The sequence below is a fragment of the Nocardia sp. CNY236 genome, assembly GCF_000482385.1.
Taxonomy (GTDB): Bacteria; Actinomycetota; Actinomycetes; order Mycobacteriales; family Mycobacteriaceae; genus Nocardia.
Map to the genome: position 1 here is coordinate 147,588 of NZ_AXVD01000003.1, position 15,606 is coordinate 163,193.

Here is a 15,606-nt window from a genome sequence, read left to right on the forward strand (position 1 = left end):
AGTGGCCCACGAAACTCGGGTGAGCGTGCACGACAGCCGCCCTGCCTGGACCGAACGCGTCGGTTGCGCTGTGTGGGATGCGTGCGGAGTGTTTCGGTGTCTTCGTGGCCCGCACGGCCGGGTACCTTATGTCAATGTTCTCGAAAGTCTTGGTCGCCAACCGGGGCGAGATTGCTATCCGGGCCTTCCGCGCGGCGTACGAACTCGGCATCGGGACGGTGGCGGTGTTCCCCTATGAGGACCGCAATTCGGTCCATCGGCTGAAGGCGGCGGAGTCCTACCAGATCGGTGAACCAGGCCATCCGGTCCGGGCGTATCTGTCGACCGAGGCGATCATCGAGGCGGCCAAGTCGTCGGGGGCGGATGCGATCTACCCCGGCTACGGATTCCTCTCGGAGAACCCGGAGCTGGCCGCAGCCTGCGCCCGCGAGGGCATCACCTTCGTCGGCCCCTCGGCCGAGGTGCTCGAACTCGCCGGCAACAAGGCCCGCGCTGTCGAAGCGGCCAAGGCTGCGGGTCTACCGGTAATGCGCTGCAGTGCGCCTTCGGCGAATGCCGATGAATTGATCGCCGCGTCGGCGGAGCTGACGTACCCGATCTTCGTCAAAGCGGTCGCCGGTGGCGGAGGCCGCGGCATGCGCAGGGTGGCCGCCGCCGAGCAGTTGCGCGAATCGATCGAGGCGGCCTCGCGGGAGGCGGAGTCGGCCTTCGGCGACCCCACGGTGTTCCTGGAACAGGCGGTGGTGAATCCGCGCCATATCGAGGTGCAGATCCTCGCCGACCAGCACGGCACCGTGATGCACCTGTTCGAGCGGGATTGCTCGGTGCAGCGCCGCCACCAGAAGGTGATCGAACTGGCTCCGGCACCGAACCTGGACCCGGCTCTGCGCGAACGGATCTGCGCCGACGCGGTGGCCTTCGCCCGGCAGATCGGCTACACCTGTGCGGGCACAGTCGAATTCTTGCTCGACGAGCACGGCGATCACGTCTTCATCGAGATGAATCCGCGCATTCAAGTCGAGCACACGGTGACCGAGGAGATCACCGATGTGGATCTGGTGCAAGCGCAGCTGCGCATCGCCGCGGGCGAATCGCTCGAGCAGCTGGGCTTGAGTCAGGACTCGGTCGCCATTCGCGGCGCCGCGCTGCAGTGCCGAATCACCACCGAGGATCCGGCCAACGGCTTCCGCCCCGACACCGGCCGGATCGCCGCCTACCGCACGCCGGGTGGCGCGGGCATACGACTGGACGGCGGGGCGAACCTCGGCGCCGAGATCGGCGCATATTTCGATTCGATGCTGGTCAAGCTCACCTGTCGGGGGCGCGATTTCGCCGCGGCACAGGCGCGCGCGAGCCGAGCTCTCGCGGAGTTCCGTATTCGCGGCGTGACCACCAACATCTCGTTCCTGCAGGCGGTGCTCGATGATCCCGATTTCGCTGCAGGGCGGGTGACCACGTCGTTCATCGACGAACGCCCGCAGTTGTTCACGCGGCCGGGTTCGGCTGATCGCGGCACCAAGATCCTCAACTACCTGGCCGACGTCACGGTCAACAAGCCACACGGGGAACGGCCCACAGCGGTGTATCCGCACGACAAGCTGCGCCCGATCGATACCAGCGCGCCGCCTCCGCCCGGCTCCCGGCAGCGGTTGTTGCGTCTGGGGCCCGAAGGTTTCGCGGACGCGCTGCGCCGCCAGCGGGCAGTCGGCATCACCGACACCACCTTTCGCGACGCGCACCAGTCGCTGCTGGCCACCCGCGTACGCACCAATGGCTTGGTCGCCGTGGCCGGGCATGTCGCGCGAATGACACCGCAGTTGCTGTCGATCGAAGCGTGGGGCGGCGCCACCTACGATGTGGCTTTGCGCTTCCTGTACGAGGATCCGTGGGAGCGGCTGGCTGCGATGCGCGAGGCGGTGCCGAACATCTGCCTGCAGATGCTGCTGCGCGGCCGCAACACGGTGGGCTATACCCCGTACCCCGATCGGGTGACCCGGGCATTCGTCCAGGAAGCCACCGACACCGGTATCGACATCTTCCGCATCTTCGACGCGCTCAACAACGTCGACCAGATGCGCCCGGCCATCGACGCGGTGCTCGAAACCGGCACCGCGGTGGCGGAAGTCGCGATGAGTTACACCGGCGACCTGGCCGACCCCGACGAGTCGCTCTACACCCTCGACTACTACCTGAAGCTGGCCGAACAGATCGTCGGCGCTGGTGCGCACGTGCTCGCCATCAAGGACATGGCCGGACTGTTACGCGCCCCGGCCGCGACCAAGCTCGTCACCGCGTTGCGCAGCAACTTCGACGTGCCGGTGCATGTGCACACCCACGACACCCCGGGTGGACAGCTGGCGACCTACATGGCCGCTTGGCAAGCCGGCGCGGATGCCGTGGACGGCGCCAGCGCGGCCATGGCCGGCACGACCAGCCAACCCGCGTTGTCGGCGATCGTCGCGGCCGCGGCACACACCGAGTACGACACCGGCGTGAACCTGCGCAACGTTTGCGACCTGGAGCCCTATTGGGAGGCGCTGCGCAAGGTGTACGCGCCCTTCGAATCCGGGCTGCCGGCGCCGACCGGGCGGGTCTACACCCACGAAATCCCCGGTGGCCAGCTGTCCAATCTGCGTCAGCAGGCCACCGCCCTCGGACTCGGGGACCGGTTCGAAGAGGTCGAGGCGAACTATGCCGCCGCCGACCGCTTGCTGGGACGCCTGATCAAGGTCACACCGTCGTCGAAGGTCGTCGGAGATCTGGCCTTGTCGTTGGTCGGCGCCGGTGTCGACATCGAGGATTTCGCTGCCGATCCGGGCCGGTACGACATCCCTGATTCCGTGATCGGTTTTCTGCGCGGCGAACTCGGCACGCCTGCGGGTGGATGGCCCGAGCCATTCCGTAGCAGAGCGCTGGCCGGGCGCAGTCCGGCCAAGCCGATGGCCGAGCTCACCGCCGCGGACGAAGCCGGATTGGCCGGCACATCACAGCAGCGTCGTGCGACCTTGAACCGCTTGCTGTTCCCGGGACCCACCGCCGAATTCCTCGCGCACCGCGAACGATACGGCGACACCTCTGGACTGTCGACCAATCAGTTCCTCTACGGCCTGCGGCGCGGTGAGGAGCACAGGGTGCAGTTGGAGCGGGGTGTCACCCTGCTCATCGGTCTGGAGGCGATATCGGAGCCGGACGAGCGGGGAATGCGTACGGTGATGTGCATTCTCAACGGGCAACTGCGTCCGGTCGCGGTGCGTGACCGCTCCATCGCCAGCGACATTCCTTCCGCAGAGAAGGCCGACAAGGCCAATGCCGGCCACATCGCCGCACCTTTTGCGGGCGTGGTGACGCTCGCGGTCTCCGAGGGCGATACGGTCGGCGCCGGCGAAACCATCGGCACCATCGAGGCGATGAAAATGGAAGCGGCGATCACCGCTGCACGCGCCGGTACCGTCGCTCGCGTCGCGATCGGCCCAGTGCAACAGGTCGAGGGCGGAGATCTGTTGATCGAGCTGACGGTGACATGACGCGAATCGTCGCCGGGACGGCGGGTGGGCGGCGCCTTCGGGTGCCGCCGTCGGGCACCCGCCCGACCTCGGACCGAGTCCGGGAGGCGCTGTTCAGCGTCGTGACATCGCGGTGGGAGTTGGCTGGGGCACACGTGCTCGATCTGTACGCCGGCTCTGGCGCCCTTGGGCTGGAGGCGCTGTCGCGTGGCGCCGAGCGGGCACTGTTCGTCGAATCCGATCGCACAGCGGCGGCAGTGGTGCGGGGCAATATCGCCAACCTCGGCTTGTCGGGCGCCGAGGTATTGGTCGCCCCGGTGGCCAGGGTGCTGCATCGGGGCGAAACCGGCGCGTTCGACGTGGTCTTCTCCGACCCCCCGTACGCGATGGACGCCGCCGCCGTGGCAGCAGACCTGCGGGCATTGGTCGAGTACGGTTGGTTGCGTTCCGGCGCCGTGGTCGTGGTCGAACGCTCGACGCGCTCTCCCGAAACGCCATGGCCCACAGGATTCGTTGTGGCGTCGCCACGGCGGTATGGAGAAACGCGCATCGATGTCGCCGTATTCGATCCGCACGAGTAGGTGCGCTGCGGCCACTGCTGCCGGGCCATCGCGATCCTGCTAGCGTCGGCTCATGGCAGGAGCATTGTGCCCTGGGTCCTTCGACCCGGTGACCTACGGACACCTCGACATCTTCCAGCGGGCGGCGGCGCAGTTCGATGACGTCGTGATCACCGTCTTGGTGAACCAGAAGAAGCAGGGCATGTTCACCATCGACGAGCGCATGGAGATGCTGCGCGAGTCGACTGCCCAGCTGAGCACTGTCCGGGTGGAGTCTTTCGAGGGCCTGCTCGTGGACTTCGCGCGCCAGCAGGGCATCACTGCGATCGTCAAGGGGTTACGGGACGCGAGCGACTTCGGCTACGAGCTGCAGATGGCGCAGATGAACAAAACGCTCTCCGGCGTGGACACCTACTTCCTGGCCACCAACCCGTCACTCAGCTTTCTGTCCAGCTCGTTGGTCAAGGAGGTCGCCGCGCTGGGTGGCGACGTCACCGACATGCTGCCGCCGCCGGTGCACAAACGTCTGATCGACCGGCTCGCCGAACGCAAGCGCTGAGCACGCCGGGGGGCGATTCCCCAGCGGCCGATGATCCCGGCGCCCGTCGAATTCGGCATCGCTCGGGACACTCGAACGTGGTTCCGTATCGGTGTCGGCAAGTGCGGACTCGGCCCGGTGTCGGCTCAGAAGACCAGACCGCGCAATGCCAAGAAGCGGATGCCGCCGACTGCGGCCGTGATGGCCAAGATCGCGGCTGCTTGGGCGGTGTTGCCGAGGTCGGGTACCCAGTAGTCGAGGGCGGCCAGCGCGGTGGTCGTGATACCGAGACCGATCAACGCCAACCCGCCGCCTTCCCACTGCGCGGTGAACCAGCCGACCCGGTCCGCGGCATGGAAGGTGAGTTGGCGGTGCAATTCGTTGGCGATCAGGGTGCTGACCACGGAACCGACGACGTTCGCGGCGAGTGGGCCGACGCTGTACAGGACATAGAACAACGCCACGTAGGCGATGTTGCTCGAACCGCCGACCAGGGCGAAACGGACCAACTGTGCCATTGCGCGGTCGCTGCGCACCCCGTGGATCAAGTGTGTCAACCTGCTCGCCACCGGGGGCGGGTACGAGGTTCCCTCTGGCCCGAAGGCGCTGGCAACACCGATGTCCGTCGGTCGCGACAGCTCCAGAACAGTCATCGTCCATCCGATCGGAACGCGTCGTCGGCCGGAAGACCGGCGTTGGTCACCGCCCACCTCTTCCGTCGACCCGCAGCAGGTTTCGTTGTGCAGTCCATACGGATGCTACATGAAGTGGAGCAACATTCTCCGTTTGATTACTGTGGCGTGGAAGACACCGGCACGACACACCGGAAAGTGCCTCGGTCCCAGCCGCAACCCGGGGCAGACTAGGCGTGGGCGGGGAGTGTCACCGTGAGTCCGCAGGAGGGTAGTGAGCATGTATCGGGTATTCGAAGCGCTCGACGAACTGGTCGCCATCGTCGAGGAGGCACGCGGTATCCCGCCGACTCGTAGTTGCCTGGTACCTCGCGGTGACGTGCTTGAACTACTCGATGACGTCCGGGACGCCCTGCCTGGTGAGCTGGACGACGCCCAAGATGTGCTGGATCACCGTGACAAGATCGTTTCCGATGCCCGCACCGGGGCCGAGGACACCGTGGCCGGAGCGAACGAGCAGGCCGAGCATACGATCGGGACAGCGCGTGAGGAGGCGGACCGTATTTTGGCCGATGCCAAGGCGCACGCCGATCGCATGGTGGGCGAGGCCAGCGCACATGCCGACCACCTCGTCACCTCCGCCCGTGAAGAGGCCGACCGCGTGGTGGCCGAGGGCAAGGCCGAGTACGAAGCGGTGACCGGTCGAGCGCGCGCCGAGTCGGAGCGGATGGTCGAAGCGGGTAAGACCGCCTACGAACGCTCGGTGGCCGACGGTCTCGCCGAACAGGAACGCTTGGTCACGCAGACCGAGGTGGTGCGCGCCGCGCACGCCGAATCGGCCCGGGTGATCGACGCCGCTCACGCGGACGCCGATCAGTTGCGCGAGGAGTGCGACCGCTACGTCGATTCCCAGCTCGCCGATTTCGAGGACAAGCTCGGCAACGCGCTCCGTACCGTCGGGCGTGGACGCCAGCAGTGGCGGTCGGGGTCGGGGGTACCCGACTATGCCGCAGAGTTTCGTCGCTAGCGGGACTGTCGTCGATCGCGCGATCGACGGCCAGCGGTTTGGGCAGCACCGCATGTTCGCGTATTGTGGAGTGGTTGCCCATATCCCCCGAGTGTGAGCGAGTTCGTGATGTCTGCCGGTTCCGCGTCGCGTCCGCATTCGGCCAAACGCCGTGCGCCGGATGTGGGTTTCGTGCTGGACATCCGCAGTCTCGGCCGTAGGCCGGGAACCATGCGAGAGGTGCACCGAGTCGTGACCACTCAGGAGCGAATCGGCTTGGATCTGATCGCGATTCCGGTGGGTGCGCCGGTCGACCTCGACCTTCGGCTGCAAGCGGTGTCCGAGGGAGTATTGATCACCGGGACCGTGTCCGCGCCCACCGAGGGAGAGTGTTCACGCTGCCTCGAGCCGTTCGCCGGCACCGCGCGCGTGGACCTCACCGAGTTGTTCGCCTACCCGGACAGCGCCACCGAGCGCACCACCGAAGACGACGAGATCTACCGGATGGTCGATGACACCATCGACCTCGAGCCCGTGGTGGTCGATGCTTTCGGTCTGGAGCTTCCACTGCGACCGTTGTGTACTCCGGATTGCGCCGGATTGTGTCCGCAGTGCGGGGTACGGATGGCGATTGCGGGATCCGAACATCGGCATGAGATACTGGATCCTCGCTGGGCCGGACTGGCTGATTTCGCCGTCGAATCGCCCGGCGTCGGCGGCGCCGACAAGGATGCGGCCGACACAGACCACTGAAACGACCGAACAGCCGAATTGGCTCAGCGAGTAGGACAGAGGAGAAACTGTAGTGGCCGTTCCCAAGCGCCGGATGTCCCGTTCCAACACCCGATCGCGGCGCAGCCAGTGGAAGGCCACTGCGCCCGCCCTGATCACCTGCCCGAACCGTGGCTGTGGCGAGAAGACCCTGCCGCACATCGCATGTCCGTCCTGTGGCACCTACCGGGGTCGCCAGGTCACCGCTGCGGTCTGAGCTGTGGGCTTGTCGTAGCGACGTGACCGACGAAACCCACTCCCTCACCGAGCACGCGGACCTCATCGGTGCGCTGGGCGTCGACTTGCGGCCCGATCTGCTGCGCCTCGCGCTGACCCACCGGTCGTATGCCTACGAGAACGGCGGTCTGCCGACGAACGAGCGTCTGGAATTCCTCGGCGACTCCGTGCTCGGCCTGAGTATCACCGAACGGCTGTATCACGAACATCCCACCAAGTCCGAGGGTGAGCTGGCCAAGCTGCGCGCCAGTGTGGTCAATATGCGGGCGCTCGCGGAGGTCGCTCGCGGGCTCGGTGAGGGTGGTCTCGGTGCGCATCTACTGCTCGGCAAGGGGGAGGAGCTGACCGGAGGCCGGAACAAGGAGAGCATCCTCGCCGACGGCATGGAGTCGTTGCTCGGCGCGGTGCACCTGCAATACGGCATCGACGTGGCGCGCTCGCTCGTATTGCGATTGTTCGCCGAGTTGCTCGAGCGCGGTCCGCGGATGGGCGCTGGTCTGGATTGGAAGACGAGCCTGCAAGAGTTGACCGCGGAGCGCGGCCTCGGCGTGCCCAGCTACGAGATCACCTCGACCGGACCCGACCATGACAAGGAATTCACCGCAACCACGGTGATCGGCAGCCGAGCGTACGGGCAGGGCGTCGGCCGGTCCAAGAAGGAAGCCGAGCAGAAGGCCGCGGGCGCCGCCTACGAAGCGCTGACCGCCGAACACTGACGTGCCCGAGCTTCCCGAGGTCGAAGTTGTTCGCCGTGGCCTGGCTATGCGCGTGGTCGGTCGATTGGTGGAGTCGGTGGCGATCACCCACCCACGTGCGGTGCGCCGCCATCTCGAAGGCGCCGACGATCTCGCCGGTCGGCTCACCGGCCGGAAGTTCGAGTCGGCAGCCCGGCGTGGCAAGTTCCTGTGGCTGACCCTCGACGACCCGGAGATCGCTCTGGTGGTGCATTTGGGGATGAGCGGTCAAATGTTGGTCCGGCCGGGTGGAACCCCCTTGGAGAAGCACACCCACATCCGCGTCGCACTCGGGGACGGCACCGAGTTGCGCTTCGTCGATCAGCGCACGTTCGGCGGCTGGGTACTCGCGCCGATGATCGAGGTGGACGCCACTGCCGTGCCGGAGTCGGTGGCACATATCGCGCGCGACCCACTGGATCCGCATTTCGACCGCGAATCCGTGGTCGCACATGTGCGACGCAAGCACAGCGAGATCAAGCGCATCCTTCTCGACCAGCGCGTTGTGTCCGGCATCGGCAACATCTACGCCGACGAGGCGTTGTGGCGAGCCGGAATCCACGGGGGTCGATCCGGTGCAGGACTGTCCGCAGCTGCCGTGGGTCGGCTGTTGTCCGAAGTGGGCGCGGTCATGAACGAAGCGTTGGACGCGGGCGGCACTTCCTTCGACTCGCTGTATGTCGACGTCAACGGCCGGTCCGGATATTTCGAGCGGTCGCTCGCCGTTTACGGTCGGGAGAACGAGCCCTGCGGCCGGTGTGGCGCGGCGATCGTTCGCGAGCGGTTCATGAACCGCTCGTCGTATTCCTGCCCGCGCTGTCAACCGCGCTCTCGCCGTCGCTAGTGCCGCGGGTTACGGTTTTCTCGGAGCGGTTGGGAACAATACCCGGCCGTGAGGAAGAAAGTATGGGCACACTCATGTCACATACATCTCAACCGGCAGGGGGGTGCTGATCGTGCGCAAGCTCACCTACTACGTCGCCTCGACCGTCGACGGATTCATCGCTACCGACGACGGCTCGGTCGACTTCTTCCCGGTCGGGGGCGATCACGGTCCCGCGATCAACGCGCAGTACCCAGAGACGCTGCCGACCAAGGTCCGGGAAGCGATCGGCTTGCAGGACCGCAACCGCTACTTCGACACCGTGGTGATGGGACGCAAGACGCACGAATTCGGGGTGCGCACCGGCACGTCGAGTCCTTATGCGCATCTGCGGCAGTTCGTTGTGTCGAGGACCATGCCCGAAAGCCCCGATCCCGCGGTGGAGCTGATTTCCGCTGATCCGGTCCAGAAGGTCCGCGCACTCAAACGCGAACAGGGACTGGGGATCTGGTTGTGTGGCGGTGGGCAATTGGCGCAGGCGTTGATTCCGGAGATCGACCAGATCTTCCTCAAACTGCATCCCATCGTACTCGGGAGGGGTCGTCCACTCTTCGGCGCCGGGCCGCGGCTGCCGGAACCTGCCAGATTCCGGGTGATCACCAGCACGGTGTTCGAGGATGGGGTGGCCGTGGTGAAGTACAGCCGAATCCGATAGCGCGTTCTGCGCGCTCGAACCGGACTCGCGAGCCTTCTGGAGCTGGGTGCGCGGCGGCGCGTACCCGATCGAGACTTGTCACCGGCCCGAAGAGTACGGTCCGGTGTCATCCAGGGTTGACATTCGAGTTCGGCGGGCGCCGTTGCGCGTGCGAGGGGCGTCTTGCGTGGCTGGGCAGGCCAACTGGGCAACCGCACCAGCTATCGGCGGTCGGATGAACGCTGCTCGAGCGGGATATTTCCCTGAACGATTGGTTTGACCGCACCCGCTCGAGGTACTTCCCAATCGGCCCCCCTGATCACATCAGCAGCGTGACAGGCCAACCAAGCCCCATGGACGGCGGTGCAGCAAGGCTTCACCCCGCCGCGGCGGCCACCTGGTTCAGTTCGGCACCCGGTACTCCGAGTGCTGGGTGGATGCGGTTCTACTGGTTGTCCCTGGAAGGAGGGTCATGAGCGCGATTCCGGTGCCGGGGGCGTCGTCCGACCTGCCGATGGCGTCATCCGACTACCTGCCGACAGACCATTCCAGCGGTCCGTATCGGATCGCGATGGTGGTGCCGCCGTATTTCGATGTGCCGCCCAAAGCGTATGGCGGCGTCGAAGCAGTGGTCGCCGACTTGGTCGACGCATTGGTCGATCGTGGCCACGACGTCACCTTGTTCGGTGCCGGGGAGCCGGGCACCAAGGCCACGTTCGTGCCCGTGTGGGATCGGGTGCTACCCGATCGCCTGGGAGAGCCCTTCCCCGAGGTCGCACACGCGCTCCGGGTGCGACGAGCGATCGAAGAACATGCGGCCACATCGGGTCTGGACTTGGTGCACGACCATACCTTCGCAGGTCCGCTCAACGCGTTCGTCTTCCAGCAGCTCGGCTTGCCCACGGTGCTGACGGTGCACGGCCCGGTCAAGGACGACATCTTCCGGTACTACCAGGATTTGGGCAAAGAGGTGGCGCTGGTGGCGATCAGCGACCGCCAGCGCGCCTTGGCGCCGGGCTTGAATTGGTCCGGACGCGTGCACAATGCGTTGAAGGTCGACGAGTGGCCCTTCCGCGTCGAAAAGGACGACTACGCCTTGTTCCTCGGCCGATTCAACGAATGCAAGGCTCCGCACCTGGCGTTGGAGGCCGCGCATGCCGCGGGCATCCCACTGGTACTCGCCGGCAAGTGTAGCGAGCGACCGGAACTGGCCTACTTCGAGGAGAAGGTACGCCCGTTGCTCACCGACAACGACCACCTGTTCGGCCTCGCAGACGCGTCGGCCAAGCGTAAACTGCTTGCCAATGCACGCTGCCTGTTGTTCCCGATTCGCTGGGAGGAACCGTTCGGCATGGTGATGATCGAATCCATGGTGTGTGGCACGCCGGTCGTCGCGTTGCGCGGCGGGGCGGTGTCCGAAGTCATCGTCGAGGGCGTCACCGGTCGCGTGTGTGACGACCCGGCCGAACTGCCGGCGGCGATCGAGGAAGTTCGGACGATGGACCCGGCCGCGTGCCGAGCACACGTGCAAGCCAGCTTCGGGGCCGACACCCTGGGCTTCGGCTACGAGCAGGTATATCGCCGATTGGTGCGGGCCACCGCGCGGTTCGGCGCCACGCCGACCGAAGCTCCGGCGCCCGCTGCCCCCGCCTCGATCCCAATCGCGGCGAGCGGAGTGGTGTGACCGGGAGCGCACCGATGAGTACCGACCCCCTGGATTCCGGTGAGCCCACCGGGTTCGGGGGGTGCGGATCGGTCACCTTGGTCGAGGGGGGCACCTTTTGCTTGTCGAATCGACTCGGCGATGTCGAGCCGGGTAAGCCGCACGGCCTGTTCTTTCGGGACGCGCGGGTGCTGTCACGGTGGGAGTTGCTGGTGAACGGTAGACCCGCCGAAGCGCTGTCGGTCTTGAGTCCAGAGGCATTCGCTGCCAGGTTCGTGTTGCGCAGACCGCCCCGGGCGGGCCAGGCCGACAGCACGTTGCTGGTGGTGCGTGAACGGATCGTGGCCGACGGCATGCACGAATTGCTCACCTTGGAGAACATGGGCCGCGAACCCACGGCGGTACTGCTGGAATTGCATGTGGACGCCGATTTCATCGACCTGTTCGCGGTGAAGGAAGGCCGCGCCGGACACGCGAGAGCCGATGTGACGGTCGCCGACGGCGAACTGGTGTTGCACGACCATGCCGACCGGACCCGTGGCATCTCGGTCTCGACGACGGTGGAAGCAGAGGTGCTGCCCGGTACCCTGATCTGGCGGGTGATCGTGCCGGTCGGTGAGTGCTGGCAGACCGAGATCATTGCCCAACCGACGCTGGGAAACCAGCGTTTTCAGGCGGTCGCCCCGGGGGAGCATTACGGAATCAGTGCCCCGGGCCGCAAGATCGAGGCCTGGCGAGACACCGCCACCGACATCGTCGCATCCGACCCGGTGCTCACCCGAGTGTTGCGCCGGACCGAAAGCGATCTGGGCGCGCTGCAGATCCATGACGAATCCGGGGGCGCCCGCCCGTTCGTGGCGGCGGGCGCGCCGTGGTTCATGACGCTGTTCGGTCGCGACAGCCTGCTCACCGCCTGGATGGCATTGCCGCTGGAAGTCGACCTGGCATTGGGCACGTTGCAACAGTTGGCGGAATTGCAAGGGCAGGAGGTGAATCCGCTCACCGAGGAAGAGCCGGGGCGCATCATGCACGAGATGCGTCGTGGCCCGGCGGGGGGACAGGTGCTCGGCGGCAATATCTACTACGGAAACGCCGACGCCACACCGCTGTTCGTGATGTTGCTTGCGGAATGCTACCGATGGGGCGCGGATCCGGAAGTGATCGGGCACTTGTTGCCCGCCGCCGACGCTGCGTTGAGCTGGATCACCGACTTCGGTGACCGTGACGGCGACGGGTTCGTCGAGTACCGTCGTGCGACCGACCGCGGACTGGTCAATCAGGGGTGGAAGGACAGTTTCGACGGAATAAACTACGCTACAGGTCATCTCGCCGAGGCGCCGATAGCGCTGTGTGAGGTCCAAGGGTACGTGCACGCGGCGCTGGTCGCCCGGGCCGAACTGGCCGACGCCCTCGACGATCCTCGGCTGGCTCAACGACTTCGGGACAGCGCGGCGCAGCTGCGAGTCAAATTCGCCGAGCAATTCTGGATGCCCGATCGTGGCTGGTACGCCGTTGCGCTCGATGGCGGCAAACGTCAAGTCGACGCGTTGACCAGCAATGCGGCGCATTGCCTGTGGTCGGGGATCGCCACGGACGAGCATGCCACGGAACTGGTGTCGCATATGGCGGGCACGGAGATGGATTCCGGATTCGGGTTGCGTACGTTGGCTTCGAACATGGGCGCCTACAACCCGATGAGTTACCACTGCGGCTCGGTCTGGCCGCACGACACCGCGATCGCGGTGGCGGGCTTGTTGCGTTACCAGCACATCCCCGGCGCAGTCGAGCTGGCGACCCAACTCGCCACGGGATTGCTGGATGCGGCGGCAGCGTTCGACGGACGGTTGCCCGAATTGTTCTGTGGCTTTCCGCGCGCGCGCTTCGCGACACCGGTGCCCTACCCGACTTCCTGCTCGCCGCAGGCATGGGCGAGCGCAGCACCGCTGCTGTTGGTGCGGGCGTTCCTCGGTCTCGACCCCCACGCTCCGACTCGGACCCTCACCGCGCGGCCGCGGTTGCCGGCAAGGTGGGGTCGAGTTTCGCTGCGATCACTGCGCCTGGGTGCGACGACCATCGACGTGGAAGCGGAGGGTGAGCAGGTCATCGCCGCGCGCCTGCCCGATGATTGGCGTTTGCGCACGCAATGAAGTGAGCGCGGGTGATGTGGCATTCGAGCGGGTATGTCGATGGCATCAGGAGATTGCCGACCTGTTGGCACCGATACCGGCACGGAGGCGCACCATGCAGACTTCATTGGATGTGCAGGACCTGTGGCGGATGCAATATCGAGATTGCGGCGCAGAACCGCCGCTGGATCTCGATACGGACCGTGCATTGTTCATTCGCAGTGTGCATGCCGGTCACGGCCCGGAGTGTCGTCAGTACCTCGCGGCCGTGGCGTATTGCCGCGCCCATGTCATCAGTGATCGACCCTCGGGCTCATACCGAGCCGTGCCCGCGGCGGCGCCACCGGAACCCGAAGTCGGCGTCGGTTAGAGAATCGCGAAGGCGACGACCAGTTCCACAGCGGCTCGATTTACATGGCCTGCGGCAGACCGGCGAGGACAACATCACGGCGGCCCAAGTGCAATTGCGCGGTGGGTAGCAGCCTGCGCAGGGCACCCCAACGTTCGACGGGCTGTTCGTGCAACGAGTTCCACTTAGCGCCGCCTGGGCACGATCACGCGCCGCCTGTGCGACCCGGACCTCGGCCACCGTCGGCGGGCGCGGTTGCGTCGTACCGGGCTCCTGTCGCCGAATACTGGCTGGACGCGGAGGGGGGTCCCAACGATTGTCGCCTTCAGGAATTCGGGTGCTCGCCATCGTCCCCCTCCCTGCCCGCCCCTGAGCTAGCGTTCCTCGAACCCGATCAGGTTGTCCCGCACCGGTTCCCAGCTTTCCACAACAACGCTGACTCGACCAGGTGTATCACCCGAACGCAAGAGTTCCAGGAGCCGTGAACACGCGCTGTGCGGCCCTTCCGCCACGACGTGCACCCGGCCGTCTCTGGTGTTGGCGGCATACCCGACCAGACCCAGTTCGAGCGCACGCGACCTGGTCCACCAGCGGAAACCCACGCCCTGTACGAGGCCGTGTACCCACGCGCTCAACCGGACGGTCGATCCCATCAGCCATCGATATCGAACGAGAGCGTCACTTTCGATCCGGCCTCCAGCGTCCGTCCCACGGTGCACACTTTGTCGATCGCGCGTTGCACGGTGACCAACAGCCGCGCCCGCGCTTCGTCGTCGAGCTCGCTGAGATCCAGCTCGAACACCTCGTCCAGCTGCGGGTAGACCTCGTTGTCCCGGTCGGCGTCGCCGGAGACCCGGATGGTCGCGTCGAAGGTGTCGCCGAGCTTACGGGACAACGCGAAATCCGCACTCAGGCCCGAGCAGGCCGCCAAGGCGATCTTCAGTAGCTCACCCGGGCTGAACGCACCGGGAACTCCCTGCGAGCCGATCAGAACCTCGGCGCCACGGGAGCTGCGTCCGGTGTATGCCCTGGTTCCAGTGCGCTCGACCCACAATGTGGTCGGCTCCTGCACGGTCGGGGCCGCGGTGGTGGCGGTTGCGGTCTGTTCAGCCATGGGTTCGATCCTGCCATTCTCGTCGCATTCGGCTCGCGCGCCTGGCAACGCAGGATCGGTCCGCGACATTCCCCTGGTCCGCGTCGGACCCTGGATTCCGGCGACGCTCGCGCCGAACCACCGATTCGACAGACACTACTGCTGGAACCGATAGCCCATGCGGGCCTCGGTGAGCAGGTGTTTCGGCCGTGAGGGGTCGTCCTCGAGTTTGCGGCGTAGTTGCGCTAGATAGACCCGGAGATAGTGCGTTTCGGTGGCATAGGACGGGCCCCATACCTCGCGCAGCAGCTCGCGCTGTCCGACCAGCTTGCCTCGATTGCGCACCAGCATTTCGAGCATGCCCCACTCGGTAGGCGTCAGATGGACGGCTCGGCCGTGCCGGGTGACTTGTTTGGCGGCAAGGTCGACGGTGAACGACGACGTCGTCACGACCGGAGCCGACGAGTCGCCGCGCCGGCGCACCGCCGCCCGCAGCCGTGCCAGCAACTCGTCCATGCCGAACGGCTTGGCGACATAGTCGTCGGCGCCGGCGTCGAGCGCCTCGACCTTGTCGGCGGAGTCGGTGCGCGCCGACAGCACGATCACCGGCGCCGAGGTCCAGCTCCGCAGGCGCGTCAGTACCTCGACGCCGTCCATATCGGGGAGGCCGAGGTCGAGGATCACCACGTCCGGAGTTCGGTCGGCCGCCGCACGCAAGCCTGCGTCACCGGTGGCTGCGGTCACCACCTCGTATCCACGGACCGACAGATTGATGCGCAGTGCGCGCACGATCTGCTGTTCGTCGTCCACCACGAGCACCGTCGCCGGCGACGTCTCGGGCGTGGGCGCACTTGTCGCCTTCTGCGTCATCGTGGGC

General features: G+C 66.2%; 16 protein-coding genes. 12 read left to right on the top strand and 4 right to left on the bottom strand.

Features of this window, described 5'->3' with window-relative positions:
• Positions 1 to 134 precede the first annotated feature (134 nt).
• Genes K940_RS0104040 through coaD form a run of 3 tightly spaced genes read left to right on the top strand, consistent with a single transcriptional unit; the run spans position 135 to position 4,622 of the window.
• Positions 135 to 3,524 (top strand): pyruvate carboxylase, encoded by a 3,390-nt coding sequence (locus K940_RS0104040; protein ID WP_028476472.1) that lies wholly within the window; start codon positions 135 to 137, stop codon positions 3,522 to 3,524.
• Entirely contained in the window at positions 3,521 to 4,084 is a 564-nt protein-coding gene (gene rsmD / locus K940_RS0104045) for a 16S rRNA (guanine(966)-N(2))-methyltransferase RsmD (protein WP_028476473.1), read from the top strand. Before K940_RS0104040 ends, rsmD begins: the two co-directional genes overlap by 4 nt.
• Positions 4,085 to 4,136: 52 nt before the next feature.
• On the top strand, positions 4,137 to 4,622 hold the full coding sequence (coaD, locus tag K940_RS0104050) for a pantetheine-phosphate adenylyltransferase (protein ID WP_028476474.1): 486 nt from the start codon (positions 4,137 to 4,139) through the stop codon (positions 4,620 to 4,622).
• A gap of 125 nt (positions 4,623 to 4,747) precedes the next feature.
• Here coaD and K940_RS0104055 read toward each other — a convergent pair whose 3' ends face one another.
• On the bottom strand, positions 4,748 to 5,254 hold the full coding sequence (locus K940_RS0104055) for a GtrA family protein (protein WP_028476475.1): 507 nt from the start codon (positions 5,252 to 5,254) through the stop codon (positions 4,748 to 4,750).
• 259 nt (positions 5,255 to 5,513) lie between these two features.
• Between K940_RS0104055 and K940_RS0104060 the strand changes: the two genes are divergently transcribed.
• The 9 genes from K940_RS0104060 (at position 5,514) to K940_RS26895 (ending at position 13,657) form a co-directional block, all read left to right on the top strand.
• Positions 5,514 to 6,260, top strand: a complete 747-nt coding sequence (locus tag K940_RS0104060; RefSeq protein WP_028476476.1) for a DivIVA domain-containing protein — start codon at positions 5,514 to 5,516, stop codon at positions 6,258 to 6,260.
• 108 nt (positions 6,261 to 6,368) lie between these two features.
• On the top strand, positions 6,369 to 6,992 hold the full coding sequence (locus tag K940_RS26885) for a DUF177 domain-containing protein (RefSeq protein ID WP_036527518.1): 624 nt from the start codon (positions 6,369 to 6,371) through the stop codon (positions 6,990 to 6,992).
• A gap of 52 nt (positions 6,993 to 7,044) precedes the next feature.
• Complete coding sequence (gene rpmF, locus K940_RS0104070; protein WP_028476477.1) at positions 7,045 to 7,227, top strand: 50S ribosomal protein L32; 183 nt, start codon at positions 7,045 to 7,047, stop codon at positions 7,225 to 7,227.
• Positions 7,228 to 7,249: 22 nt separating this feature from the next.
• The gene (gene rnc / locus K940_RS0104075) at positions 7,250 to 7,963 is read left to right on the top strand and encodes a ribonuclease III (RefSeq protein ID WP_028476478.1); all 714 of its coding nucleotides are present in this window, start codon (positions 7,250 to 7,252) and stop codon (positions 7,961 to 7,963) included.
• A gap of 1 nt (position 7,964) precedes the next feature.
• Positions 7,965 to 8,825, top strand: coding sequence for a bifunctional DNA-formamidopyrimidine glycosylase/DNA-(apurinic or apyrimidinic site) lyase (gene mutM, locus K940_RS0104080; RefSeq protein ID WP_028476479.1), 861 nt, complete (start codon positions 7,965 to 7,967; stop codon positions 8,823 to 8,825).
• 112 nt (positions 8,826 to 8,937) lie between these two features.
• On the top strand, positions 8,938 to 9,519 hold the full coding sequence (locus K940_RS0104085) for a dihydrofolate reductase family protein (RefSeq protein WP_028476480.1): 582 nt from the start codon (positions 8,938 to 8,940) through the stop codon (positions 9,517 to 9,519).
• Between the two features lie 493 nt (positions 9,520 to 10,012).
• A complete protein-coding gene (locus tag K940_RS26890) occupies positions 10,013 to 11,182 on the top strand; it encodes a glycosyltransferase family 4 protein (RefSeq protein WP_051406880.1) in 1,170 nt (389 codons plus the stop codon).
• A gap of 14 nt (positions 11,183 to 11,196) precedes the next feature.
• Complete coding sequence (locus tag K940_RS0104095) at positions 11,197 to 13,308, top strand: glycogen debranching N-terminal domain-containing protein (protein WP_028476481.1); 2,112 nt, start codon at positions 11,197 to 11,199, stop codon at positions 13,306 to 13,308.
• Positions 13,309 to 13,402: 94 nt separating this feature from the next.
• Entirely contained in the window at positions 13,403 to 13,657 is a 255-nt protein-coding gene (locus K940_RS26895) for a hypothetical protein (RefSeq protein ID WP_155980741.1), read from the top strand.
• A 353-nt stretch (positions 13,658 to 14,010) separates the two neighbouring features.
• On the opposite strand, the gene K940_RS0104105 is transcribed toward K940_RS26895, so the two are convergent.
• From K940_RS0104105 to K940_RS0104115, 3 genes are all read right to left on the bottom strand, one after another.
• On the bottom strand, positions 14,011 to 14,289 hold the full coding sequence (locus K940_RS0104105; RefSeq protein WP_028476482.1) for an acylphosphatase: 279 nt from the start codon (positions 14,287 to 14,289) through the stop codon (positions 14,011 to 14,013).
• A complete protein-coding gene (locus K940_RS0104110) occupies positions 14,289 to 14,750 on the bottom strand; it encodes an OsmC family protein (RefSeq protein WP_028476483.1) in 462 nt (153 codons plus the stop codon). The genes K940_RS0104105 and K940_RS0104110 overlap by 1 nt, the downstream gene beginning before the upstream one ends.
• 135 nt (positions 14,751 to 14,885) lie before the next feature.
• Complete coding sequence (locus tag K940_RS0104115) at positions 14,886 to 15,599, bottom strand: response regulator (protein WP_051406881.1); 714 nt, start codon at positions 15,597 to 15,599, stop codon at positions 14,886 to 14,888.
• Positions 15,600 to 15,606: the final 7 nt, after the last annotated feature.

What these genes read in the sequence shown, in the direction of transcription:
- K940_RS0104055 (WP_028476475.1), bottom strand. Translation starts at nt 5,254, where the DNA reads ATGACTGTTCTGGAGCTGTCGCGACCGACGGACATCGGTGTTGCCAGC.
- K940_RS26895 (WP_155980741.1), top strand. Translation starts at nt 13,403, where the DNA reads ATGCAGACTTCATTGGATGTGCAGGACCTGTGGCGGATGCAATATCGA.
- K940_RS0104040 (WP_028476472.1), top strand. Translation starts at nt 135, where the DNA reads ATGTTCTCGAAAGTCTTGGTCGCCAACCGGGGCGAGATTGCTATCCGG.
- K940_RS26885 (WP_036527518.1), top strand. Translation starts at nt 6,369, where the DNA reads ATGTCTGCCGGTTCCGCGTCGCGTCCGCATTCGGCCAAACGCCGTGCG.
- rsmD (WP_028476473.1), top strand. Translation starts at nt 3,521, where the DNA reads ATGACGCGAATCGTCGCCGGGACGGCGGGTGGGCGGCGCCTTCGGGTG.
- K940_RS0104105 (WP_028476482.1), bottom strand. Translation starts at nt 14,289, where the DNA reads ATGGGATCGACCGTCCGGTTGAGCGCGTGGGTACACGGCCTCGTACAG.
- coaD (WP_028476474.1), top strand. Translation starts at nt 4,137, where the DNA reads ATGGCAGGAGCATTGTGCCCTGGGTCCTTCGACCCGGTGACCTACGGA.
- K940_RS0104060 (WP_028476476.1), top strand. Translation starts at nt 5,514, where the DNA reads ATGTATCGGGTATTCGAAGCGCTCGACGAACTGGTCGCCATCGTCGAG.
- K940_RS0104095 (WP_028476481.1), top strand. Translation starts at nt 11,197, where the DNA reads ATGAGTACCGACCCCCTGGATTCCGGTGAGCCCACCGGGTTCGGGGGG.
- K940_RS0104115 (WP_051406881.1), bottom strand. Translation starts at nt 15,599, where the DNA reads ATGACGCAGAAGGCGACAAGTGCGCCCACGCCCGAGACGTCGCCGGCG.
- K940_RS26890 (WP_051406880.1), top strand. Translation starts at nt 10,013, where the DNA reads ATGGCGTCATCCGACTACCTGCCGACAGACCATTCCAGCGGTCCGTAT.
- K940_RS0104110 (WP_028476483.1), bottom strand. Translation starts at nt 14,750, where the DNA reads ATGGCTGAACAGACCGCAACCGCCACCACCGCGGCCCCGACCGTGCAG.